Here is a 15622-nt window from a genome sequence, read left to right as displayed (position 1 = left end):
AGCCGGGCTGACCGTGCCTTAACTAACCACCAACACCGGGCTGCTCAAGCGCTCCAGCAAGGTCGCCTGGGCACTGCGCGGGTTCTGGTTGCCGGTCGGCGTGTTACGGATGTAGCGACCATCCGATTGCAGGGTCCAACTGTGGGTGTTGTCGGTCAGGTAGCTTTCCAGCTCCTTCTTGACCCGCAGGATCAGCTTCTTGCCCTCCACCGGGAAACAAGTCTCGACACGCTTGTCGAGGTTGCGTTCCATCCAGTCGGCGCTGGACAGGAACATCTGCTCCTCGCCGCCGTTGAGGAAGTAGAACACCCGCGTATGCTCCAGGAAGCGGCCAATGATCGAGCGCACATGGATGTTGTGGGAGACCCCCGCGATGCCCGGCCGCAGACAGCACATGCCGCGTACCACCAGGTCGATGCGCACGCCCGACTGGCTGGCCTTGTACAACGCACGGATGATCTTCGGATCGGTCAGTGAGTTGAACTTGGCGATGATGTGCGCCGGCTTGCCGTCCAGGGCGAACTGCGTTTCCCGGGCGATCATGTCGAGCATGCCCTTTTTCAGGGTGAACGGCGCATGCAGCAGCTTCTTCATGCGCAGGGTCTTGCCCATGCCGATCAACTGGCTGAACAGCTTGCCGACGTCTTCGCACAAGGCGTCATCGGAGGTCAGCAGGCTGTAGTCGGTGTACAAGCGGGCGTTGGCGGCGTGGTAGTTACCGGTGCCCAAGTGGGCGTAACGCACGATCTCTCCGGCTTCACGCCGCAGGATCAGCATCATCTTGGCGTGAGTCTTGAAGCCGACCACGCCGTAGATCACCACCGCACCGGCCGCTTGCAGGCGGCTGGCCAGTTGCAGGTTGGACTCCTCGTCGAAGCGCGCGCGCAATTCGATCACCGCCGTGACTTCCTTGCCGTTGCGCGCCGCGTCCACCAGGGCGTCGACGATCTCCGAGTTGGCGCCGCTGCGGTACAGGGTCTGGCGCACCGCCAGAACGTGCGGGTCCTTGGCGGCCTGGCGCAGCAGGTCGACCACGGGCGTGAACGATTCGAACGGGTGCAGCAACAGGATGTCCTGCTTGCTGATCACGCTGAAAATGTTCTCGCTGTTCTGCAGCAGCTTGGGAATCTGCGGGGTGAACGGCAAATATTGCAGCTCTGGATGGCTGTCCAGGCCGGTGATGCTGAACAAGCGGGTCAGGTTGACCGGGCCGTTGACCTGATACAGCTCGGTCTCGTGCAGGTTGAACTGCTTGAGCAGGTAGTCGGACAAGTGCTTCGGACAGGTATCGGCCACTTCCAGGCGCACCGCGTCGCCGTAGCGACGGGAGAACAGCTCGCCGCGCAAGGCGCGGGCCAGGTCCTCGACGTCTTCGGTGTCCACCGCCAGATCGGCGTTGCGGGTCAAGCGGAACTGATAGCACCCCTTCACCTTCATGCCCTGGAACAGGTCATCGGCATGGGCGTGGATCATCGACGACAGGAATACATAATTGTCGCCAGGGCCGCCGACGTCTTCCGGCACGCGGATGATACGCGGCAGCAGGCGCGGCGCGGGGATGATCGCCAGGCCGGAATCGCGACCGAATGCGTCGATGCCTTCCAGTTCGACGATGAAGTTCAGGCTCTTGTTGACCAGCAACGGGAACGGGTGCGTCGGGTCGAGGCCGATGGGGGTGATGATCGGGGCGATTTCGTCGCGGAAATAGCGGCGCACCCAAGTCTTGAGCTTGGTGGTCCAGTAACGGCGACGGATGAAGCGGACCTGATGTTTTTCCAGTTCCGGCAACAGGATGTCGTTGAGGATGGCGTACTGGCGATCCACCTGGCCGTGGACCAGCTCGCTGATGCGCGCCAGGGCCTGGTGCGGTTGCAGGCCGTCAGCGCCGGCCTGTTCCCGGGCGAACGTGATTTGCTTTTTCAGGCCGGCGACGCGGATTTCGAAGAACTCATCCAGGTTGCTGGAAAAGATCAGCAGGAACTTCAGGCGCTCGAGCAGCGGATAGGACTCGTCCAGCGCCTGCTCCAAGACACGGATGTTGAACTGCAGTTGCGACAGCTCGCGATGGATATACAAGCTGCTGTCATCCAGGCTGGGGATGACAATCGCCGGAGCCGGGGCGGGCTCGACGGCCGCCGCCGGTGCCTGTGCCTGGGCAGGCGCCAGCTCCGGCGGCGTCTCGGCGATCTGCTCGACCACCGGTTGAGCGTCTTTTACAGCAACTTCGGAAAGTCCTTCGGTATTCATCGCAAGTTCCTGGCAGGCTATTTCTGCTCTCGTAACAATTGGGCGGCGCGCACGGCAAAGTATGTCAGGATGCCATCAGCTCCTGCGCGTTTGAAAGCGGTCAGCGATTCGAGAATGACGCCTTCGCCCAACCAACCGTTCTGGATCGCCGCCATGTGCATGGCGTACTCACCGCTGACCTGGTAAACGAAAGTCGGCACTTTGAATGCATCTTTGACCCGGTAAAGAATGTCGAGGTAAGGCATGCCCGGCTTGACCATGACCATGTCTGCCCCTTCTGACAGATCAGCCGCCACTTCGTGCAGGGCTTCGTCGCCGTTGGCCGGGTCCATCTGATAGGAGGCCTTGTTGGCCTTGCCCAGGTTCAGGGCCGAACCGACCGCATCGCGGAACGGGCCGTAGTAGGCGCTGGCGTACTTGGCCGAGTAGGCCATGATCCGCACATTGACGTGACCGGCCACCTCGAGGGCTTCGCGGATCGCCTGGATACGCCCGTCCATCATGTCCGACGGCGCCACCACCTGGGCACCGGCCTCGGCGTGGGACAACGCCTGGCGCACCAGCGCATCGACGGTAATGTCGTTCTGCACATAACCGTCTTCGTCGAGGATGCCATCCTGGCCATGGGTGGTGAACGGGTCCAGCGCCACATCGGTGATCACCCCCAGTTCCGGGAAGCGGGCGCGCAGCGCACGGGTGGCGCGCTGGGCGATGCCTTCCGGGTTCCAGGCTTCGGCGGCATCCAGGGACTTGAGGGCCAGCGGCGTGACGGGAAACAGCGCAAGCGCCGGAATCCCCAGCTCGACCCACTTGGCGGCTTCTTCCAGCAGCAGGTCGATGGTCAGGCGCTCTACCCCAGGCATCGACGCCACGGCCTCGCGACGGTTCTCCCCGTCCAATACGAACACCGGCAGGATCAGATCGTCGGTGGTCAGCACGTTCTCACGCACCAGCCGACGAGAGAACTCATCACGGCGATTGCGACGCAGGCGGGTGGCAGGGAACAGACGATTGGCGGGGGTAAAGCTCACGGCAGACTCCTGAGCCCGCGCGGACGGGCGAGCGTGACAGTTATAAGCGGTCATTATGACCAAAGCGTGACAGAAGTGTTGCGCCGGGGTCGCAATGTTCGGCTTCACCCTGTGACTTGTCGTCGCAGTTATTGTCGTTGTAGGAAATGTTCACGTCGAGACACATTTCGATACTTTCCTGAATGTGCCTGAAGGGTTAGGCTGCGCGTTCATTTCGCCAGCACCCAGACAATGCTCCAACAATTTCTAAATGACTTCGGCTACCTGGCCCTGTTTATCGGCACGTTCTTCGAAGGCGAAACCATTCTTGTGCTCGCAGGTTTTCTGGCGTTCCGTGGCTACATGGACATCAACCTGGTGGTGGTCGTGGCGTTCTGCGGCAGCTATGCGGGGGACCAGCTGTGGTACTTCCTGGGTCGCAAGCACGGGCGCAAGCTGCTGGCGCGCAAGCCGCGCTGGCAACTGATGGGCGACCGCGCGCTGGAACACATTCGCCGGCATCCGGACATCTGGGTCCTGAGCTTCCGCTTCGTCTACGGCCTGCGCACGGTGATGCCGGTGGCGATCGGCCTTTCCGGCTACCCGCCGGGCCGCTACCTGTTGCTCAACGGCATCGGCGCAGCGATCTGGGCCACCGCACTGGCCGCCGCCGCGTACCACTTTGGCGCCGCGCTTGAAACCATCCTGCCTAGTATCAAGAAATATGAGCTGTGGGTGCTCGGCAGCCTCCTGGTCGTGGGTTTTGGACTATGGCTGTGGCGCCGTCTCAAGAATGCGCGGCTGGCCAGGAAGGCCCTTGAAGCCGAGCGCCTGGAACAAGCCCGGCCAGGCGAACCCACGACGCCAATCGAGTAGACCGGTTGCACCAGGAATCAACGGTTCGCTGACGTTTTCCTCTTGTAAGGAACCCAACAGCCGCTCCCAAATAATGAACACCGTGCCGTCGCCGCGATCCATGTAGAAAGCGTTGCGATCCATGTGGAACGGGTTCTGTACGGGTGTAGCGGCCGGATAACCCTATGGCAACGAGTAACGAATTAGTGGACATTGATCGCCATGAATCTGGAGAAAAGCCCATGAGCAAAAAAATTGCAGTGATCCTTTCCGGTTGTGGCGTGTACGACGGCGCGGAGATCCACGAGAGCGTAATCACCTTGCTGCGTCTCGACCAACGCGGAGCGCAGGTCCAATGTTTTGCGCCCAACATTGCCCAGATGCATGTGATCAATCACCTGACCGGCGAGGAAATGCCCGAGAGCCGCAACGTGTTGGTGGAGTCAGCGCGGATCGCCCGGGGCAACGTGAAGGATTTGCGCGAAGCCAGTGCCGAGGACTTCGACGCATTGATCATCCCGGGTGGTTTCGGCTCGGCGAAAAACCTGTCCAACTTTGCCGTCGAAGGGGCTGGCTGTAGCGTCCAGCCAGAAGTCCTGGCGCTGACCGAAGCCTTTGCCGAGGCCGGTAAACCGGTAGGGCTGATCTGTATTTCCCCGGCCCTGGCGGCAAAAATCTATGGTCCCGGGGTCATCTGCACCATTGGCCACGATGCCGACACCGCGGCGGCGGTGACCAAGATGGGCGGCACCCACCAAGACTGCGCCGTTACCGACATCGTCGAAGACACCGCGCGCAAACTGGTCAGCACCCCAGCCTACATGCTGGCGCAGAACATCAGCGAAGCCGCGTCAGGCATCAACAAGCTGGTGGACCGGGTCCTGGAACTGACCCACGAGAACGACGCCTGACACCCCTACTCCCACAGCGACTGATCACTGGACTGCCCCAAGGGTTGGATTGGTGTCCAACTTCCTGGGGGGCAGTCCATCACTATGGGAGCAAGGCTTGCCCGCGATCATGAGCGCAGCGAATGCCGCGCTTCAGGACACCTGGACCCGACGCTTCTCCGCCACCCAGCTGCGCCCGTACAACACCACGATCGCCAGGATCGCCAGCACTTGGGCGGCCAACGAGTAGGCATCGGCATGGATGCCCAGCCAGTCGAAATCAAAGAACGCCACCGGGCGAGTGCCGAACACCCCGGCTTCTTGCAACGCCTTCACGCCATGACCGGCGAAGACCACCGACAGCGCACACAGCAACGCGGCGTTGATGCTGAAGAACAGCGCCAGCGGTAGCTTCGCCGAGCCGCGCAAGATGATCCAGGCCAACCCCACCAGCAACACCAGCGCCGACGCGCCACCGGCCAGCACGGCGTTGTGTCCGGCCGGGCCTGCCTGCAACCACAGGGTCTCGTAGAACAGGATCACTTCGAACAGCTCACGGTAAACCGAGAAGAACGCCAGGATCGCGAAGCCGAAACGACCACCGCCGCCCACCAGGCTGCTCTTGATGTAGTCCTGCCAGGCCGCCGCGTGACGTCGGTCATGCATCCAGACGCCCAGCCACAAGACCATCACACTGGCGAACAACGCAGTCGCGCCTTCCAGCAGCTCGCGCTGAGCGCCGCTGACATCGATCACGTAGGCCGCCAGCCCCCAGGTCGCCAGGCCGGCCAACAGCGCCAGGCCCCAACCGGCGTTGACACTGCGCACCGCCGATTGCTGGCCGGTGTTGCGCAGGAAGGCCAGGATTGCCGCCAGCACCAGAATCGCTTCCAGCCCTTCACGCAACAGGATCAGCAGGCCTGAAACGTAGCTCAGCGACCAGCTCAGCCCATCGCCACCCAGCAGGCCGGCAGATGCCTTCAACTTGGCCTTGGCCGCATCCAGGCGCTGCTCGGCCTGCTCCACCGGCAGGCCGTCCTGCAGGGACTGACGGTAGGCCATCAGCGCCTTTTCGGTGTCCTTACGCGCGTTGGCGTCGACGTTATCCAGCGAGCTTTCCACCAGCTCAAAGCCTTCCAGGTACGCGGCGACCGACAGGTCATAGGCCTGGTCGTGGTCACCGGCGCGGTACGCCGCGATGCTCTTGTCCAGGGTGGCCGCGGTGTAGTCGAGCAATTGCCCCGGACCACGCTGCACTTGTGGCGGCTGGGCACGCTGGGCGCGGAAAGTCGCCGCCGCTGCGGGGCCCTGCGCGGCCAGGACCTCGGCCGGAGTCTGGCGAGCCAGGTCGGCCAGGTTGAACACCTGTTCACTCTTGGCCGCGGCCGGGTCGGCGCTGAAGCTGGCGATGTAGGTCGCCAGGTCCCAGCGTTGACGGTCATCGAGCTGATCGGCGAAGGCCGGCATGTCGGTGCCTTCGATACCCATGCCCAGCGTGCTGTAGATCCCATAGAGGCTCAGGCGATCGACACGCTGGCCGTCCCGCAAGTTGGCCGGCGGCGGTTCCAGGCCGACACCGGCCGGACCGTCGCCGGCACCGGTGGCACCGTGGCACACCGAGCAATTCTGGGCATACAGCGGTACACCGCGGGCAGGGTCCGGGGTAATGACCGGCGCCTGGCTGACTTCATACGCCACTGCCAGCTTGGCGCCCAACTGGCGAGCCAGGCGGGCCACATCGGCGCCGTCCTGGCGCTGGGTGATGGCACTGCGCAAGGTCGCGACGCCTTGGACCAGCTCGGCCTTCTCTGGCTTGGCCGGCAGCTCGCCGATCAGGCCTTGCAACACCTGGGTGAACTCCAACTGCTCGCGGTACTCGGAGTCGTCGATGACCTTGCCCGCTTCGACCGTTGGCGGGTAATCCGCCCCGATGTAATCCAACATGTGCAGCGCCTGGGGAGCGCCCTCGACGGTGTCGGCCAGCAGCGACGTACTGCACAGCGCGAGCAACGGCAGCGCAAGCCAGGCCAGGAAACGAAACGGGGCAGTCATTAATGACTCTCAATTGGTAATAAGAAGTAACACATTGTTCACTCCCAATGACTTTCGCTCAAGAGCCGATGTGCGTTATCGGCGCTTTTTCATCGGATTTTCACGCTTTGAAGGTGATGTCACAAAAACAGCATTTAGAAATTAAAAAGCCATTACATAGCCAACGGCCATGCTTATAATCGCGCCGCCTTCTTATTATCCGATGGCATAAAAGCTCCTCTGGTTATGAGGAACCGACAGCGTCACGGCGCTTGTCCGTGGGATCGCTCCAGCCCGACCCGCACACCCAGGCTGCTATCAGGGAAGAAAAGTTTCATGGCATCCCGCGCCGTTTTCTCACTCGCCCTCGGGGCAATCACTTTGCTGTCCGGCTGCTCGGTGTTTCGCAACTACGACAGCGAACTGGCCCAGACCAACCAGCAACTGGCCTCCGGCAACGTCGACGCGGCGTTGACCCTGCTGGAAAAGAACAATTCCGGCCAAGACAAAGACCTGCTCTATTTCTTCGAGAAAGGTGAATTGCTGCGCGCCAAAGGCGATCTGTCCGGCAGCCAGGCGGCCTGGACCAGCGCCGACCAGCAAGTGGCCCGTTGGGAAGACGCCGTCAAGCTCGACACCGCCAAGTACCTGGCCCAGTTCGGCAGTTTCCTGGTCAACGACAAAGTCCGACGCTATGAAGGCTACGACTACGAGAAGGTCATGCTGACCACGCAGATGGCCTTGAACCTGCTGGCAGTGAACGACTTCGACGGCGCGCGGACGCAGATCAAGAAGACTCACGAGCGCGAAGCGGTGATTGCCGACCTGCGGGACAAGGAATACCTCAAGCGCGAGGAGGAAGCCGAGAAACAAGGCATCCAGACGCAGTACAAGGATCTCAAGGGTTACCCGGTGGCCAGCCTCGACGCCCCGGAAGTGATCGGCCTCAAGAACAGTTACCAGAGCGCATTCAGTCATTACCTGGCCGGCTTCGTCTATGAAGCCTTGGGCGAAAAGGACCTCGCCGCACCGGGTTACCGCAAGGCCGCCGAACTGCGCCCCAATACACCACTGCTGGAGCAGGCCCTGCTCAACCTCGACAAACCTGCCGCCAAGGACGACGACAGCGATATCCTGATCGTGGTGCAAAGCGGCCTGGCACCTTCCCGGGACTCGATCCGCATTCCCCTGCCCTTGCCCATCAGCGGCAATGTGGTGATCACACCTTTGTCGTTCCCGGTGATCAAGCCTGATACCTCCACCGTCGCCTTCGCCCAGATCGGCGTCGACGGACGCCAGCTGGACCTCACGCCGCTCAACAGCACCACCGCCATGTCCCGTCGTGCCCTGCGTGACGACATGCCGGGCATCATCCTGCGCACGACCGTGCGCGCCATCAGCCGTGGCGTGGCACAAAAGCAGATCAACGAGACCAACCCCCTCGCCGGTCTGGCCGTGGGCATTACCTCGGCCGTGCTCGAAGGCGCCGACACCCGGACCTGGCGCACCCTGCCGGACTACACCCAAGTGGTGCGCCTGCGCCTGAAGAAGGGTGAGCACCAGGTGACCTTGCCGAGCGCGGTAGGCGGCTCGGTGGTCAAGGTCAACGTCGACCAGCGTTACCAGGTCATCAGCTTGCGGGCCGTGGGCAACCAGGTCTTTGCCAGTGGCCTGGCCGCCCATGTGATCCCGAACACCAACCCGACCGCTGTCGCCAGCCTCAAGCAACCTTAAGAACGGAGTCTTTGCCCGTATGCGTTTAAAACTGATCGCCGTCGGCGCCCTGGCCTTGCTGGCCGGTTGCGCCACCCCGCCACCTCCGGAACCGGGCAGCGCCGCCAGCAAGGTGGTGGCGATGGGCAAAACCAAAAATATCGTGGTCGGTGCCATGCGCGTGGCCCGGGAGAACGGCTACCTGACCGTCAACGTGCAGCTGAGCAACACCAGCTACAACAACAAGACGATGTATTACCGCTTCGCCTGGCTGGGGCCGGAAGGTTTTCCGATCGCCGAACCGGAAACCTGGAAAAGCCTGACGCTGTACGGCGAGCAGACCAGCTTCCTGCCGGCCATCGCACCGACGCCCAAGGCCGTGGATTTCCGTTTGGAAATCAATACGCCCTGAGCCGGATCCCGATCAGCAAGCCTTTGGCCTGAAAGCCTTTGGTGAAGGGTGGAAGTAAAGCTTGCTCCCACCCTTCACCACACAACCCTTATGCAGCAATTCGAGAGCCCCCACATGTTTCTACGCATTACCTCCCTCGCCCTCGCCGCCCTGTTGGTCAGCGGCTGTGCCAACAACTCTCCGGTGCTGGGCAACAAGAACATCAGCTACGGCGACACCAAGGCCGTGGAAACCGTGACCAATGAATTCGGCTCCACCGACCTGCAAATGATCGCCGAGTCCATGACCCGCTCCCTGGCCCAGTCCGGCATCCTGCAAGGCCGTCCGGTGGTCCAGGTCTACGACGTGAAAAACAAGACCAGCGAATACATCGACACCCGCGAGATCACCACCAGCATCAAGACCCAGCTGATGAAAACCGGCGCGGCCCGTTTCGCCAGCGACAACAACGCGATGGACAGCCAGGTCGACCAGCTCAAGCTGCAGAACCAGAGCGGTCTGTACAAGAAGAGCACCGTGGCCAAGACCGGCAACATGATCGCCGCCAAGTACCGTCTCGAGGGTTCCATCAGCTCGATCGTCAAGCGCAGCAGCGACTACAAGGACGTTTTCTATAAGTTCAGCCTGCAATTGATCGACGTTGAAAGCGGCCTGGCCGAGTGGATGGACGAAAAAGAAATCCGCAAGACCACGGAGCGTTAAGCCATGCGCACATGGATAGGCATCATGGCCCTGGCCTGCGCGTTCGGCGCGCAGGCGGCCCCGAAAGTCGCCGTCACTGATCTGGCGTACCAGCAGCAGGTGGAGGAATACATCCACACCGTTTCGGCCCAGAGCAACTTTCAAGCGAACGGCTACAACGCCAGTGCTTCGTCGAGCTACGACGAGATGGAAGCCACCAGCAGCTACATCGAGCAGGGCGAACTGCGCAAGTTCACCGGTGACATCAAGGGTGAGATCCTGCGCAGCGGGATGTTCCAGCTAGTGCAGGGCACACCTTACACCGCGTCCTCCAAAGGTGACGTCTTTGATGTGATCAAGCGCATCAAGGCCGGGAACTTCAAGGGCGCCGACTACGTGCTGTTCGGCACCGTGTCGGACATCGACTTCACCCGCGACATCAACGAGCTGGCCAACACCGACAGCTACTCGGCGGTGCTGGGGCTGACCCTGGTGGCGGACTTCAGCCTGATCAACACCAGAACCTTCGAAGTCACCTCGGCCTTCACCGCCATGGGCGAAGGCCAGGACACCAAGCTGTTGAACCACCGGGACGTGCACATCAGCCTCAACCGTCCACGGGTGGTGCGCGATGTGTCCAAGGCCCTGGGTGAGGACGTGGCGCGACAACTGAGCGAACAGCTCGGTGGGCCGAGCTACGAAGAGCCCCGTGAGCCGATGCAGCGTAACAACCTGCCACGGGACACGGCGCCGGTGATCTTGCGCTGAGCCACTGAACGAATGCGTTGTGGCAAGAAGATCCTGTGGGAGCAAGGCTTGCCCGCGATGAAGGCGATGAGGTCTTTCAGAAATCGAGTCGCCTGTATCGCGGGCAAGCCTTGCTCCCACAAAGTGCCCCGCCACAAGTGGCTTGCCTAGACGGCAGCCTTGCGAATCGTCGCCAGCAAACCCGCCGCGCCAATGAACAGCCCGGCAAAAGTCCGATTCATCCGTCGCTGCTGTTTCGGCGTGCGCAACAGGCGCAGCACTTTCGAAGCCAGCCCGGTGTAGCCGGCCATGACGATCAGGTCGACACAGATCATGGTCACGCCCAGGATCAGGTACTGCTTGAGCAAGGGAGCATGGGGATCGATGAACTGCGGCAGCACCGCCAGCATGAATACCAGTGCCTTGGGGTTGCTGACGTTGACCAAAAATCCGCGAAATATCAGCGCCAGGGGCTTGCCGATCGGCCGCACTGCCGCGTCGTCGCTGATTTCACCGGGGATCGCTTGCCACTGCTTGATACCCAGGTAAACCAGGTAGGCCACGCCGAACCACTTGATCGCATAAAACGCGGTGGCCGACGCCGTGAGGATCGCCCCCACGCCGGCCGCGACAATCACGATTTGCAGCACCAGGCCCAATTGCAGGCCCAAGGCATTCCAATAACCGCGCCAGAAACCGTATCGCAGACCGCTGGACATCGATGCAATCGCACCGGCGCCCGGCGAAAGGCTGATCACCCAGCACGCGGCGAAAAACGCCAGCCACGTTTCCAGCAACATCGCACACCTCGGCTCGAATTCGTCGAAACGAATAAGCTAATGCGCCGTCGAGCAACTGACCACCGATATTTTCAGGAAATGCGAAGGCACCGAGGTCACTCGACGAAACCGCCCACCGGAAACGTCTCGCTGCCGCGCCAACGCCGAACCGAACGCTGGAAGAACAGACTGTTGGGCACTTGCACCATCGAACTGCCGGTGCCGAGTTCCTCGGGCTCGATCAGCGTGGTGTAGAGCAGGTTGATCGCGACCACTTTGCCCTTGATGCCCGGCTTGTCGGTGGCTTCCACCAACTCGACCACATCACCCAGGCGAAACGGCCCGACGGTATAAATCAGAACGGCGCACAGCAGGTTGGAGAGCACGCTCCAGATGGCGAAAAACGCCACCGCGGCCACTGCGACGAACCCCGAGACAGCGGTCCACAGCACCGTGGCCGAGACACCCAGGCGCTCGAGCACCACCAGCACCGCACTGCCCATGATCAGCCAGCGCAACACGCCGCGCAGGATAATCACCAATTGCGGTGGAAACGGGTAACGCTCGCCCAGGCCCGTGAGGGCCCGCGCCACGAAACGCTGGGCGAAATAGCCGATCAGCAGGATCAGCAGCACTTGCACGCCGAGCCAGATCGGCTCGATCCACATGATCGGTACCGGCAACGCCAACGCTTCCATCAGGACAGCGCCTCCAGCTCCGCTTGCAGGTTTTCCAGCGATTCCAGGGCTTGCATCCACGCCTCCTCGAGCTCCGCTTCCCGAACCTTGAGCCTGGCCTGCTCGGCCAGCAGATCGCGCAACTCATCCTTGCGCGCTGCCTCGTAGAGACCACTGTCGCCCAGGCTGGTTTCGATTTTCTGCAACTTTTCGTGCAGCTTGCTCAGTTCGGCTTCGAGTTTATCGGCTTCGCGCTTATGCGGTGCCAACTGCTGACGCAAGACCGCGGCGGCCTGGCGTTGGGCTTTCTTGTCGGTCTTGTCCGGATTGACTGGTGCGCTGCTGACTGGCGCGTTGCGCTGGCGATATTCCACCAGCCAACGGGCGTAGTCTTCCAGGTCACCGTCGAATTCCTCGACCTTACCGTCGGCCACCAGGAAGAAGTTATCGGTGGTGCTCTTGAGCAGGTGCCGGTCGTGGGAAACCACCAGCACCGCGCCACTGAACTCCTGCAAGGCCATGGTCAAGGCCAGGCGCATCTCCAGGTCCAGGTGGTTGGTCGGTTCGTCGAGCAGCAGCAGGTTCGGCCGGCCCCAGGCGATTAGCGCCAGCGCCAGGCGCGCCTTCTCGCCACCGGAGAAATTCAGCACCGGCTCGTCGATGCGCGCCCCACGGAAATCGAAACCACCGAGGAAATCGCGCAGGGTCTGCTCGCGCTCGGTCGGCGCCAGGCGTTGCAGGTGCAGCAACGGGCTGGCCTTGGCGTCCAGGGAATCGAGCTGATGTTGGGCGAAGTAGCCGACAACGGTGTTCTCGCCACGGGTCAGGCGGCCGGCCAACGGCTGCAGCTCGCCGGAGAGATTCTTGATCAGGGTCGACTTGCCCGCGCCGTTGGGGCCCAGCAGGCCGATCCGCGCGCCGGGCGTCAATTGCAGCTTGACCTTTTCCAGCACGGCTTTGTCGCCATAGCCCAGGCGCGCGTCGGACAGGTCGATCAGCGGGCTGGAGATCTTGGTCGACTCACGGAAGACAAAATCAAACGGCGAATCGACGTGGGCCGCGGACAGTTCTTCCATCCGCTCCAACGCCTTGATCCGGCTCTGGGCCTGGCGGGCCTTGGTGGCCTGGGCCTTGAAGCGGGCGATGTAGCTTTCCATGTGCGCACGCTGCGCCTGCTGCTTCTCGTAGGCCTGCTGTTGCTGGGCCAGGCGTTCGGCACGGGCCCGCTCGAAAGCGCTGTAGCCGCCGCGGTACAAGGTGAGCTTGCGCTGGTCGACGTGCGCCACGTGGTCCACCACGGCGTCGAGGAAATCCCGGTCATGGGAGATCAGCAGCAACGTGCCCGGATAACCCTTGAGCCAGTCTTCGAGCCAGATGATGGCGTCGAGGTCCAAGTGGTTGGTCGGCTCGTCGAGCAGCAACAAGTCCGAAGGGCACATCAAGGCCTGCGCCAGGTTCAGGCGCATCCGCCAGCCACCGGAAAAATCGCCGACCTGACGGTCCATCTGCTCATTGGTGAAACCCAGGCCGGCGAGCAATTTGCGCGCGCGGGCATCGGCGGTGTAGCCATCGGCGCTGTCGAGCTCGGCGTGCAAGCGGGCTTGTGCGGCGCCGTCGTGGGCCGCCTCGGCTGCAGCCAGGTCGCGTTGGACCTGGCGCAGACGCAAGTCGCCATCGAGCACATAGTCCACCGCCAGGCGCTCGAGCGTGTCCACCTCCTGGCGCATGTGGGCGATGCGCCAGTCGGCCGGCAGCGAGCAATCGCCCGAGTCCGGGTGCAGCTCGCCGCGCAGCAAGGCGAACAGGCTGGATTTGCCGGCGCCGTTGGCACCGATGAGGCCGGCTTTGTGGCCGGCGTGCAGGGTCAGCTCGGCGTCTTCTAGCAGACGTTGCGGGCCACGCTGTAAAGTCAGGTTCTGAAGTCGGATCATAATGGCGGCGGAGTCTACCAGCTTCGCTCGCAACTGGCGCGAGTAGCACGATGGCCCCTGACCTGTGGCGTTTTTCCCTTGAACTCTATGCCAAGCCTGGCGTGGAACCGGCCTGCCTGGCCTTGCAAGCGAACGGCGAGAGTGTCTGCCTGCTGCTTTGCGGCCTGTGGCTGGAGCAACGCGGCGTGGCCTGCGATGAACACCGGCTAAAGCACCTTCGGCAAGTGGCCGCACCCTGGGATTCAGAGGTCGTCCAGCCATTGCGCAGGCTGCGCAACCAATGGAAAACCCGCGCCCTTGGCGACGCGCCACTCAGGCATCTGCGCGAACAGGTGAAGCAACTGGAGCTGGAGGCCGAACGGCAATTGCTGGAGCGCTTGGAGGCTGCGGCAAAGGACTGGCCTGGCGGGCACAAGGAGGCAGCGCAATGGCTGACGGGGCTGGCGGTGAATACCGGTCCGGCGAACCACGACGCGCTGCATGAGCTGCGCGTCGCGATTTCCAGCATTTAGGAAGCGCTGGTAGGGGTGCCGCTTGGCGCAACGGCGGCCGACGGGCTGGATGCCGGCGCCGGTGTGTTGGCCGCTGGAGCAGGTGCTGCCGCCGGGGTCTTGGTCGCGACCGGCTTGGCGGCCGCTTTCACGGCAGGCTTGGCCGTAGCGGGTTTTGCCGCCGCCGTTTTGGTTGCCGCAGGCTTGGCAGCCGCTTTGCTCGCAGCCGGTTTAGCGGCAGGTTTTGCAACGGACTTGGCAGCAGGTTTGACGGCGGCAGTCTTGGTAGCAGCGGGTTTTGCGGCAGCGGTTTTAGCCGCAGGCTTGGCGACCGCTTTTGCAGCAGGCTTGGAAGCAGCCGGTTTGGCGGCCGCCGTTTTGGCAACGGGCTTGGCGGCTGCTTTGACAGCCGGTTTTTTCACCGCAGGTTTTGCAGCACTGGCCGCGACCGGTTTGGCTGCAGGTTTGCTCGACGCTTTTGCGGCTGGCTTGGCGGCTGCTTTGGCCGGAGTTTTTACGACGGCAGGTTTAGCCGCGGCTTTCTTGGCCGATACAGCGGCGGGCTTGGCGGCGCGAAGACTCAAGGCCTTGCCCGCTGCCTCTTGGACGCGACCCACGCCTTGCGCCAGTTTCAGGCTTTCCTGGGCATCGCGCTTGAGTTGCAGGATGTAGGCGCGGGTTTCGGATTGACGATCCTTCAAGGCATCGAGCAGGTCTTCGAGTTCCTTCACGACGTCCTTGGCCTTGGCTTGTGCCTTGGCCTTGCCAGCGGCGGCCGCGTCTTGCAATTTGGTGCGTGATTTGTGCAGTTTTTCTTGCGCTTTGCCGCGTTGTTTCTCCAGTTTGGCGAGCAGTTTTTCAGCATCAGCCAGGGCTTGGGCGCAGGCATTTTCCAGATGATCGAGCAGGCTGCTCGAGAGTTGTTGGAGCAAGTGCAACGGAGTGTTTACAGGCTTCTTGGTGGCCGACATGGGTTACCTCCTGACTGACGTGAGTGCGGCTCATACTAGACCTCTGCTGCAACCGCCGCTAGGGCATGTTGACAGTACGCAAGACGTTGCGTTGCAAGGCACGAAAAATCTTCTGCACCAGCGCCAGGGCCATCCACCTTTATCGATGTCGGCACTGGCATAATTCCTCGATTCGAGGCCGGAGACT

General features: G+C 62.2%; 14 protein-coding genes. 7 read left to right on the top strand and 7 right to left on the bottom strand.

Going from position 1 to position 15622, the window contains the following annotated elements:
• Nucleotides 1–18: 18 nt before the first annotated feature.
• Complete coding sequence (ppk1, locus tag N4Q37_RS09355) at nt 19–2247, bottom strand: polyphosphate kinase 1 (protein WP_260957245.1); 2229 nt, start codon at nt 2245–2247, stop codon at nt 19–21.
• A gap of 17 nt (nt 2248–2264) precedes the next feature.
• Entirely contained in the window at nt 2265–3278 is a 1014-nt protein-coding gene (hemB, locus tag N4Q37_RS09350) for a porphobilinogen synthase (RefSeq protein WP_260957242.1), read from the bottom strand.
• Between the two features lie 231 nt (nt 3279–3509).
• On the opposite strand from hemB, the gene N4Q37_RS09345 reads away from it, so the two are divergent.
• Both N4Q37_RS09345 and elbB read left to right on the top strand, forming a co-directional pair.
• Nucleotides 3510–4133 carry a DedA family protein gene (locus tag N4Q37_RS09345; protein ID WP_260957241.1) on the top strand — a complete coding sequence of 208 codons (624 nt, stop codon included), beginning with the start codon at nt 3510–3512 and terminating at the stop codon, nt 4131–4133.
• A gap of 221 nt (nt 4134–4354) precedes the next feature.
• Entirely contained in the window at nt 4355–5023 is a 669-nt protein-coding gene (elbB, locus tag N4Q37_RS09340) for an isoprenoid biosynthesis glyoxalase ElbB (protein ID WP_260957239.1), read from the top strand.
• A gap of 132 nt (nt 5024–5155) precedes the next feature.
• Here the strand turns inward: elbB and N4Q37_RS09335 are convergent, their stop codons facing one another.
• Complete coding sequence (locus tag N4Q37_RS09335) at nt 5156–7054, bottom strand: cytochrome c/FTR1 family iron permease (RefSeq protein ID WP_260957237.1); 1899 nt, start codon at nt 7052–7054, stop codon at nt 5156–5158.
• Nucleotides 7055–7369: 315 nt separating this feature from the next.
• Between N4Q37_RS09335 and N4Q37_RS09330 the strand changes: the two genes are divergently transcribed.
• The 4 genes from N4Q37_RS09330 (at nt 7370) to N4Q37_RS09315 (ending at nt 10607) form a co-directional block, all read left to right on the top strand.
• On the top strand, nt 7370–8767 hold the full coding sequence (locus N4Q37_RS09330; protein ID WP_260957236.1) for a COG3014 family protein: 1398 nt from the start codon (nt 7370–7372) through the stop codon (nt 8765–8767).
• A 19-nt stretch (nt 8768–8786) separates the two neighbouring features.
• Nucleotides 8787–9158: a YcfL family protein gene (locus tag N4Q37_RS09325; protein WP_260957235.1), complete on the top strand. Its 372-nt coding sequence runs from the start codon at nt 8787–8789 to the stop codon at nt 9156–9158.
• A gap of 114 nt (nt 9159–9272) precedes the next feature.
• Nucleotides 9273–9860, top strand: coding sequence for a penicillin-binding protein activator LpoB (gene lpoB, locus N4Q37_RS09320; RefSeq protein ID WP_260957233.1), 588 nt, complete (start codon nt 9273–9275; stop codon nt 9858–9860).
• Between the two features lie 3 nt (nt 9861–9863).
• A complete protein-coding gene (locus tag N4Q37_RS09315) occupies nt 9864–10607 on the top strand; it encodes a penicillin-binding protein activator LpoB (protein ID WP_260957232.1) in 744 nt (247 codons plus the stop codon).
• Nucleotides 10608–10753: 146 nt separating this feature from the next.
• Here the strand turns inward: N4Q37_RS09315 and N4Q37_RS09310 are convergent, their stop codons facing one another.
• The 3 genes from N4Q37_RS09310 to N4Q37_RS09300 all read right to left on the bottom strand — a co-directional run bounded on the left by N4Q37_RS09310 (nt 10754) and on the right by N4Q37_RS09300 (nt 13973).
• A complete protein-coding gene (locus N4Q37_RS09310) occupies nt 10754–11386 on the bottom strand; it encodes a LysE family transporter (RefSeq protein WP_260957230.1) in 633 nt (210 codons plus the stop codon).
• Between the two features lie 95 nt (nt 11387–11481).
• Complete coding sequence (locus tag N4Q37_RS09305) at nt 11482–12063, bottom strand: mechanosensitive ion channel family protein (protein ID WP_260957228.1); 582 nt, start codon at nt 12061–12063, stop codon at nt 11482–11484.
• Nucleotides 12063–13973 (bottom strand): ATP-binding cassette domain-containing protein, encoded by a 1911-nt coding sequence (locus N4Q37_RS09300; protein WP_260957226.1) that lies wholly within the window; start codon nt 13971–13973, stop codon nt 12063–12065. The genes N4Q37_RS09305 and N4Q37_RS09300 overlap by 1 nt, the downstream gene beginning before the upstream one ends.
• Nucleotides 13974–14023: 50 nt before the next feature.
• Here N4Q37_RS09300 and N4Q37_RS09295 point away from each other — a divergent pair, with 50 nt between their 5' ends.
• The gene (locus N4Q37_RS09295) at nt 14024–14485 is read left to right on the top strand and encodes a TIGR02444 family protein (RefSeq protein ID WP_260957224.1); all 462 of its coding nucleotides are present in this window, start codon (nt 14024–14026) and stop codon (nt 14483–14485) included.
• Here N4Q37_RS09295 and N4Q37_RS09290 read toward each other — a convergent pair.
• Nucleotides 14482–15435 (bottom strand): AlgP family protein, encoded by a 954-nt coding sequence (locus N4Q37_RS09290; RefSeq protein ID WP_260957222.1) that lies wholly within the window; start codon nt 15433–15435, stop codon nt 14482–14484. The genes N4Q37_RS09295 and N4Q37_RS09290 overlap by 4 nt on opposite strands.
• Nucleotides 15436–15622: the final 187 nt, after the last annotated feature.

Origin of the sequence: Pseudomonas citri (assembly GCF_025336485.1) — a bacterium.
GTDB lineage: Bacteria > Pseudomonadota > Gammaproteobacteria > Pseudomonadales > Pseudomonadaceae > Aquipseudomonas > Aquipseudomonas citri.
This window is presented reverse-complemented; position numbering and strand designations above follow the sequence as displayed.

Bases quoted from the DNA above. Each gene is read 5' to 3' on its own strand.
- N4Q37_RS09295 (WP_260957224.1), top strand. From the start codon at position 14,024: ATGGCCCCTGACCTGTGGCGTTTTTCCCTTGAACTCTATGCCAAGCCT.
- N4Q37_RS09335 (WP_260957237.1), bottom strand. From the start codon at position 7,054: ATGACTGCCCCGTTTCGTTTCCTGGCCTGGCTTGCGCTGCCGTTGCTC.
- N4Q37_RS09315 (WP_260957232.1), top strand. From the start codon at position 9,864: ATGCGCACATGGATAGGCATCATGGCCCTGGCCTGCGCGTTCGGCGCG.
- N4Q37_RS09310 (WP_260957230.1), bottom strand. From the start codon at position 11,386: ATGTTGCTGGAAACGTGGCTGGCGTTTTTCGCCGCGTGCTGGGTGATC.
- N4Q37_RS09325 (WP_260957235.1), top strand. From the start codon at position 8,787: ATGCGTTTAAAACTGATCGCCGTCGGCGCCCTGGCCTTGCTGGCCGGT.
- ppk1 (WP_260957245.1), bottom strand. From the start codon at position 2,247: ATGAATACCGAAGGACTTTCCGAAGTTGCTGTAAAAGACGCTCAACCG.
- N4Q37_RS09330 (WP_260957236.1), top strand. From the start codon at position 7,370: ATGGCATCCCGCGCCGTTTTCTCACTCGCCCTCGGGGCAATCACTTTG.
- lpoB (WP_260957233.1), top strand. From the start codon at position 9,273: ATGTTTCTACGCATTACCTCCCTCGCCCTCGCCGCCCTGTTGGTCAGC.
- N4Q37_RS09305 (WP_260957228.1), bottom strand. From the start codon at position 12,063: ATGGAAGCGTTGGCGTTGCCGGTACCGATCATGTGGATCGAGCCGATC.
- N4Q37_RS09345 (WP_260957241.1), top strand. From the start codon at position 3,510: ATGCTCCAACAATTTCTAAATGACTTCGGCTACCTGGCCCTGTTTATC.
- N4Q37_RS09300 (WP_260957226.1), bottom strand. From the start codon at position 13,973: ATGATCCGACTTCAGAACCTGACTTTACAGCGTGGCCCGCAACGTCTG.
- N4Q37_RS09290 (WP_260957222.1), bottom strand. From the start codon at position 15,435: ATGTCGGCCACCAAGAAGCCTGTAAACACTCCGTTGCACTTGCTCCAA.
- elbB (WP_260957239.1), top strand. From the start codon at position 4,355: ATGAGCAAAAAAATTGCAGTGATCCTTTCCGGTTGTGGCGTGTACGAC.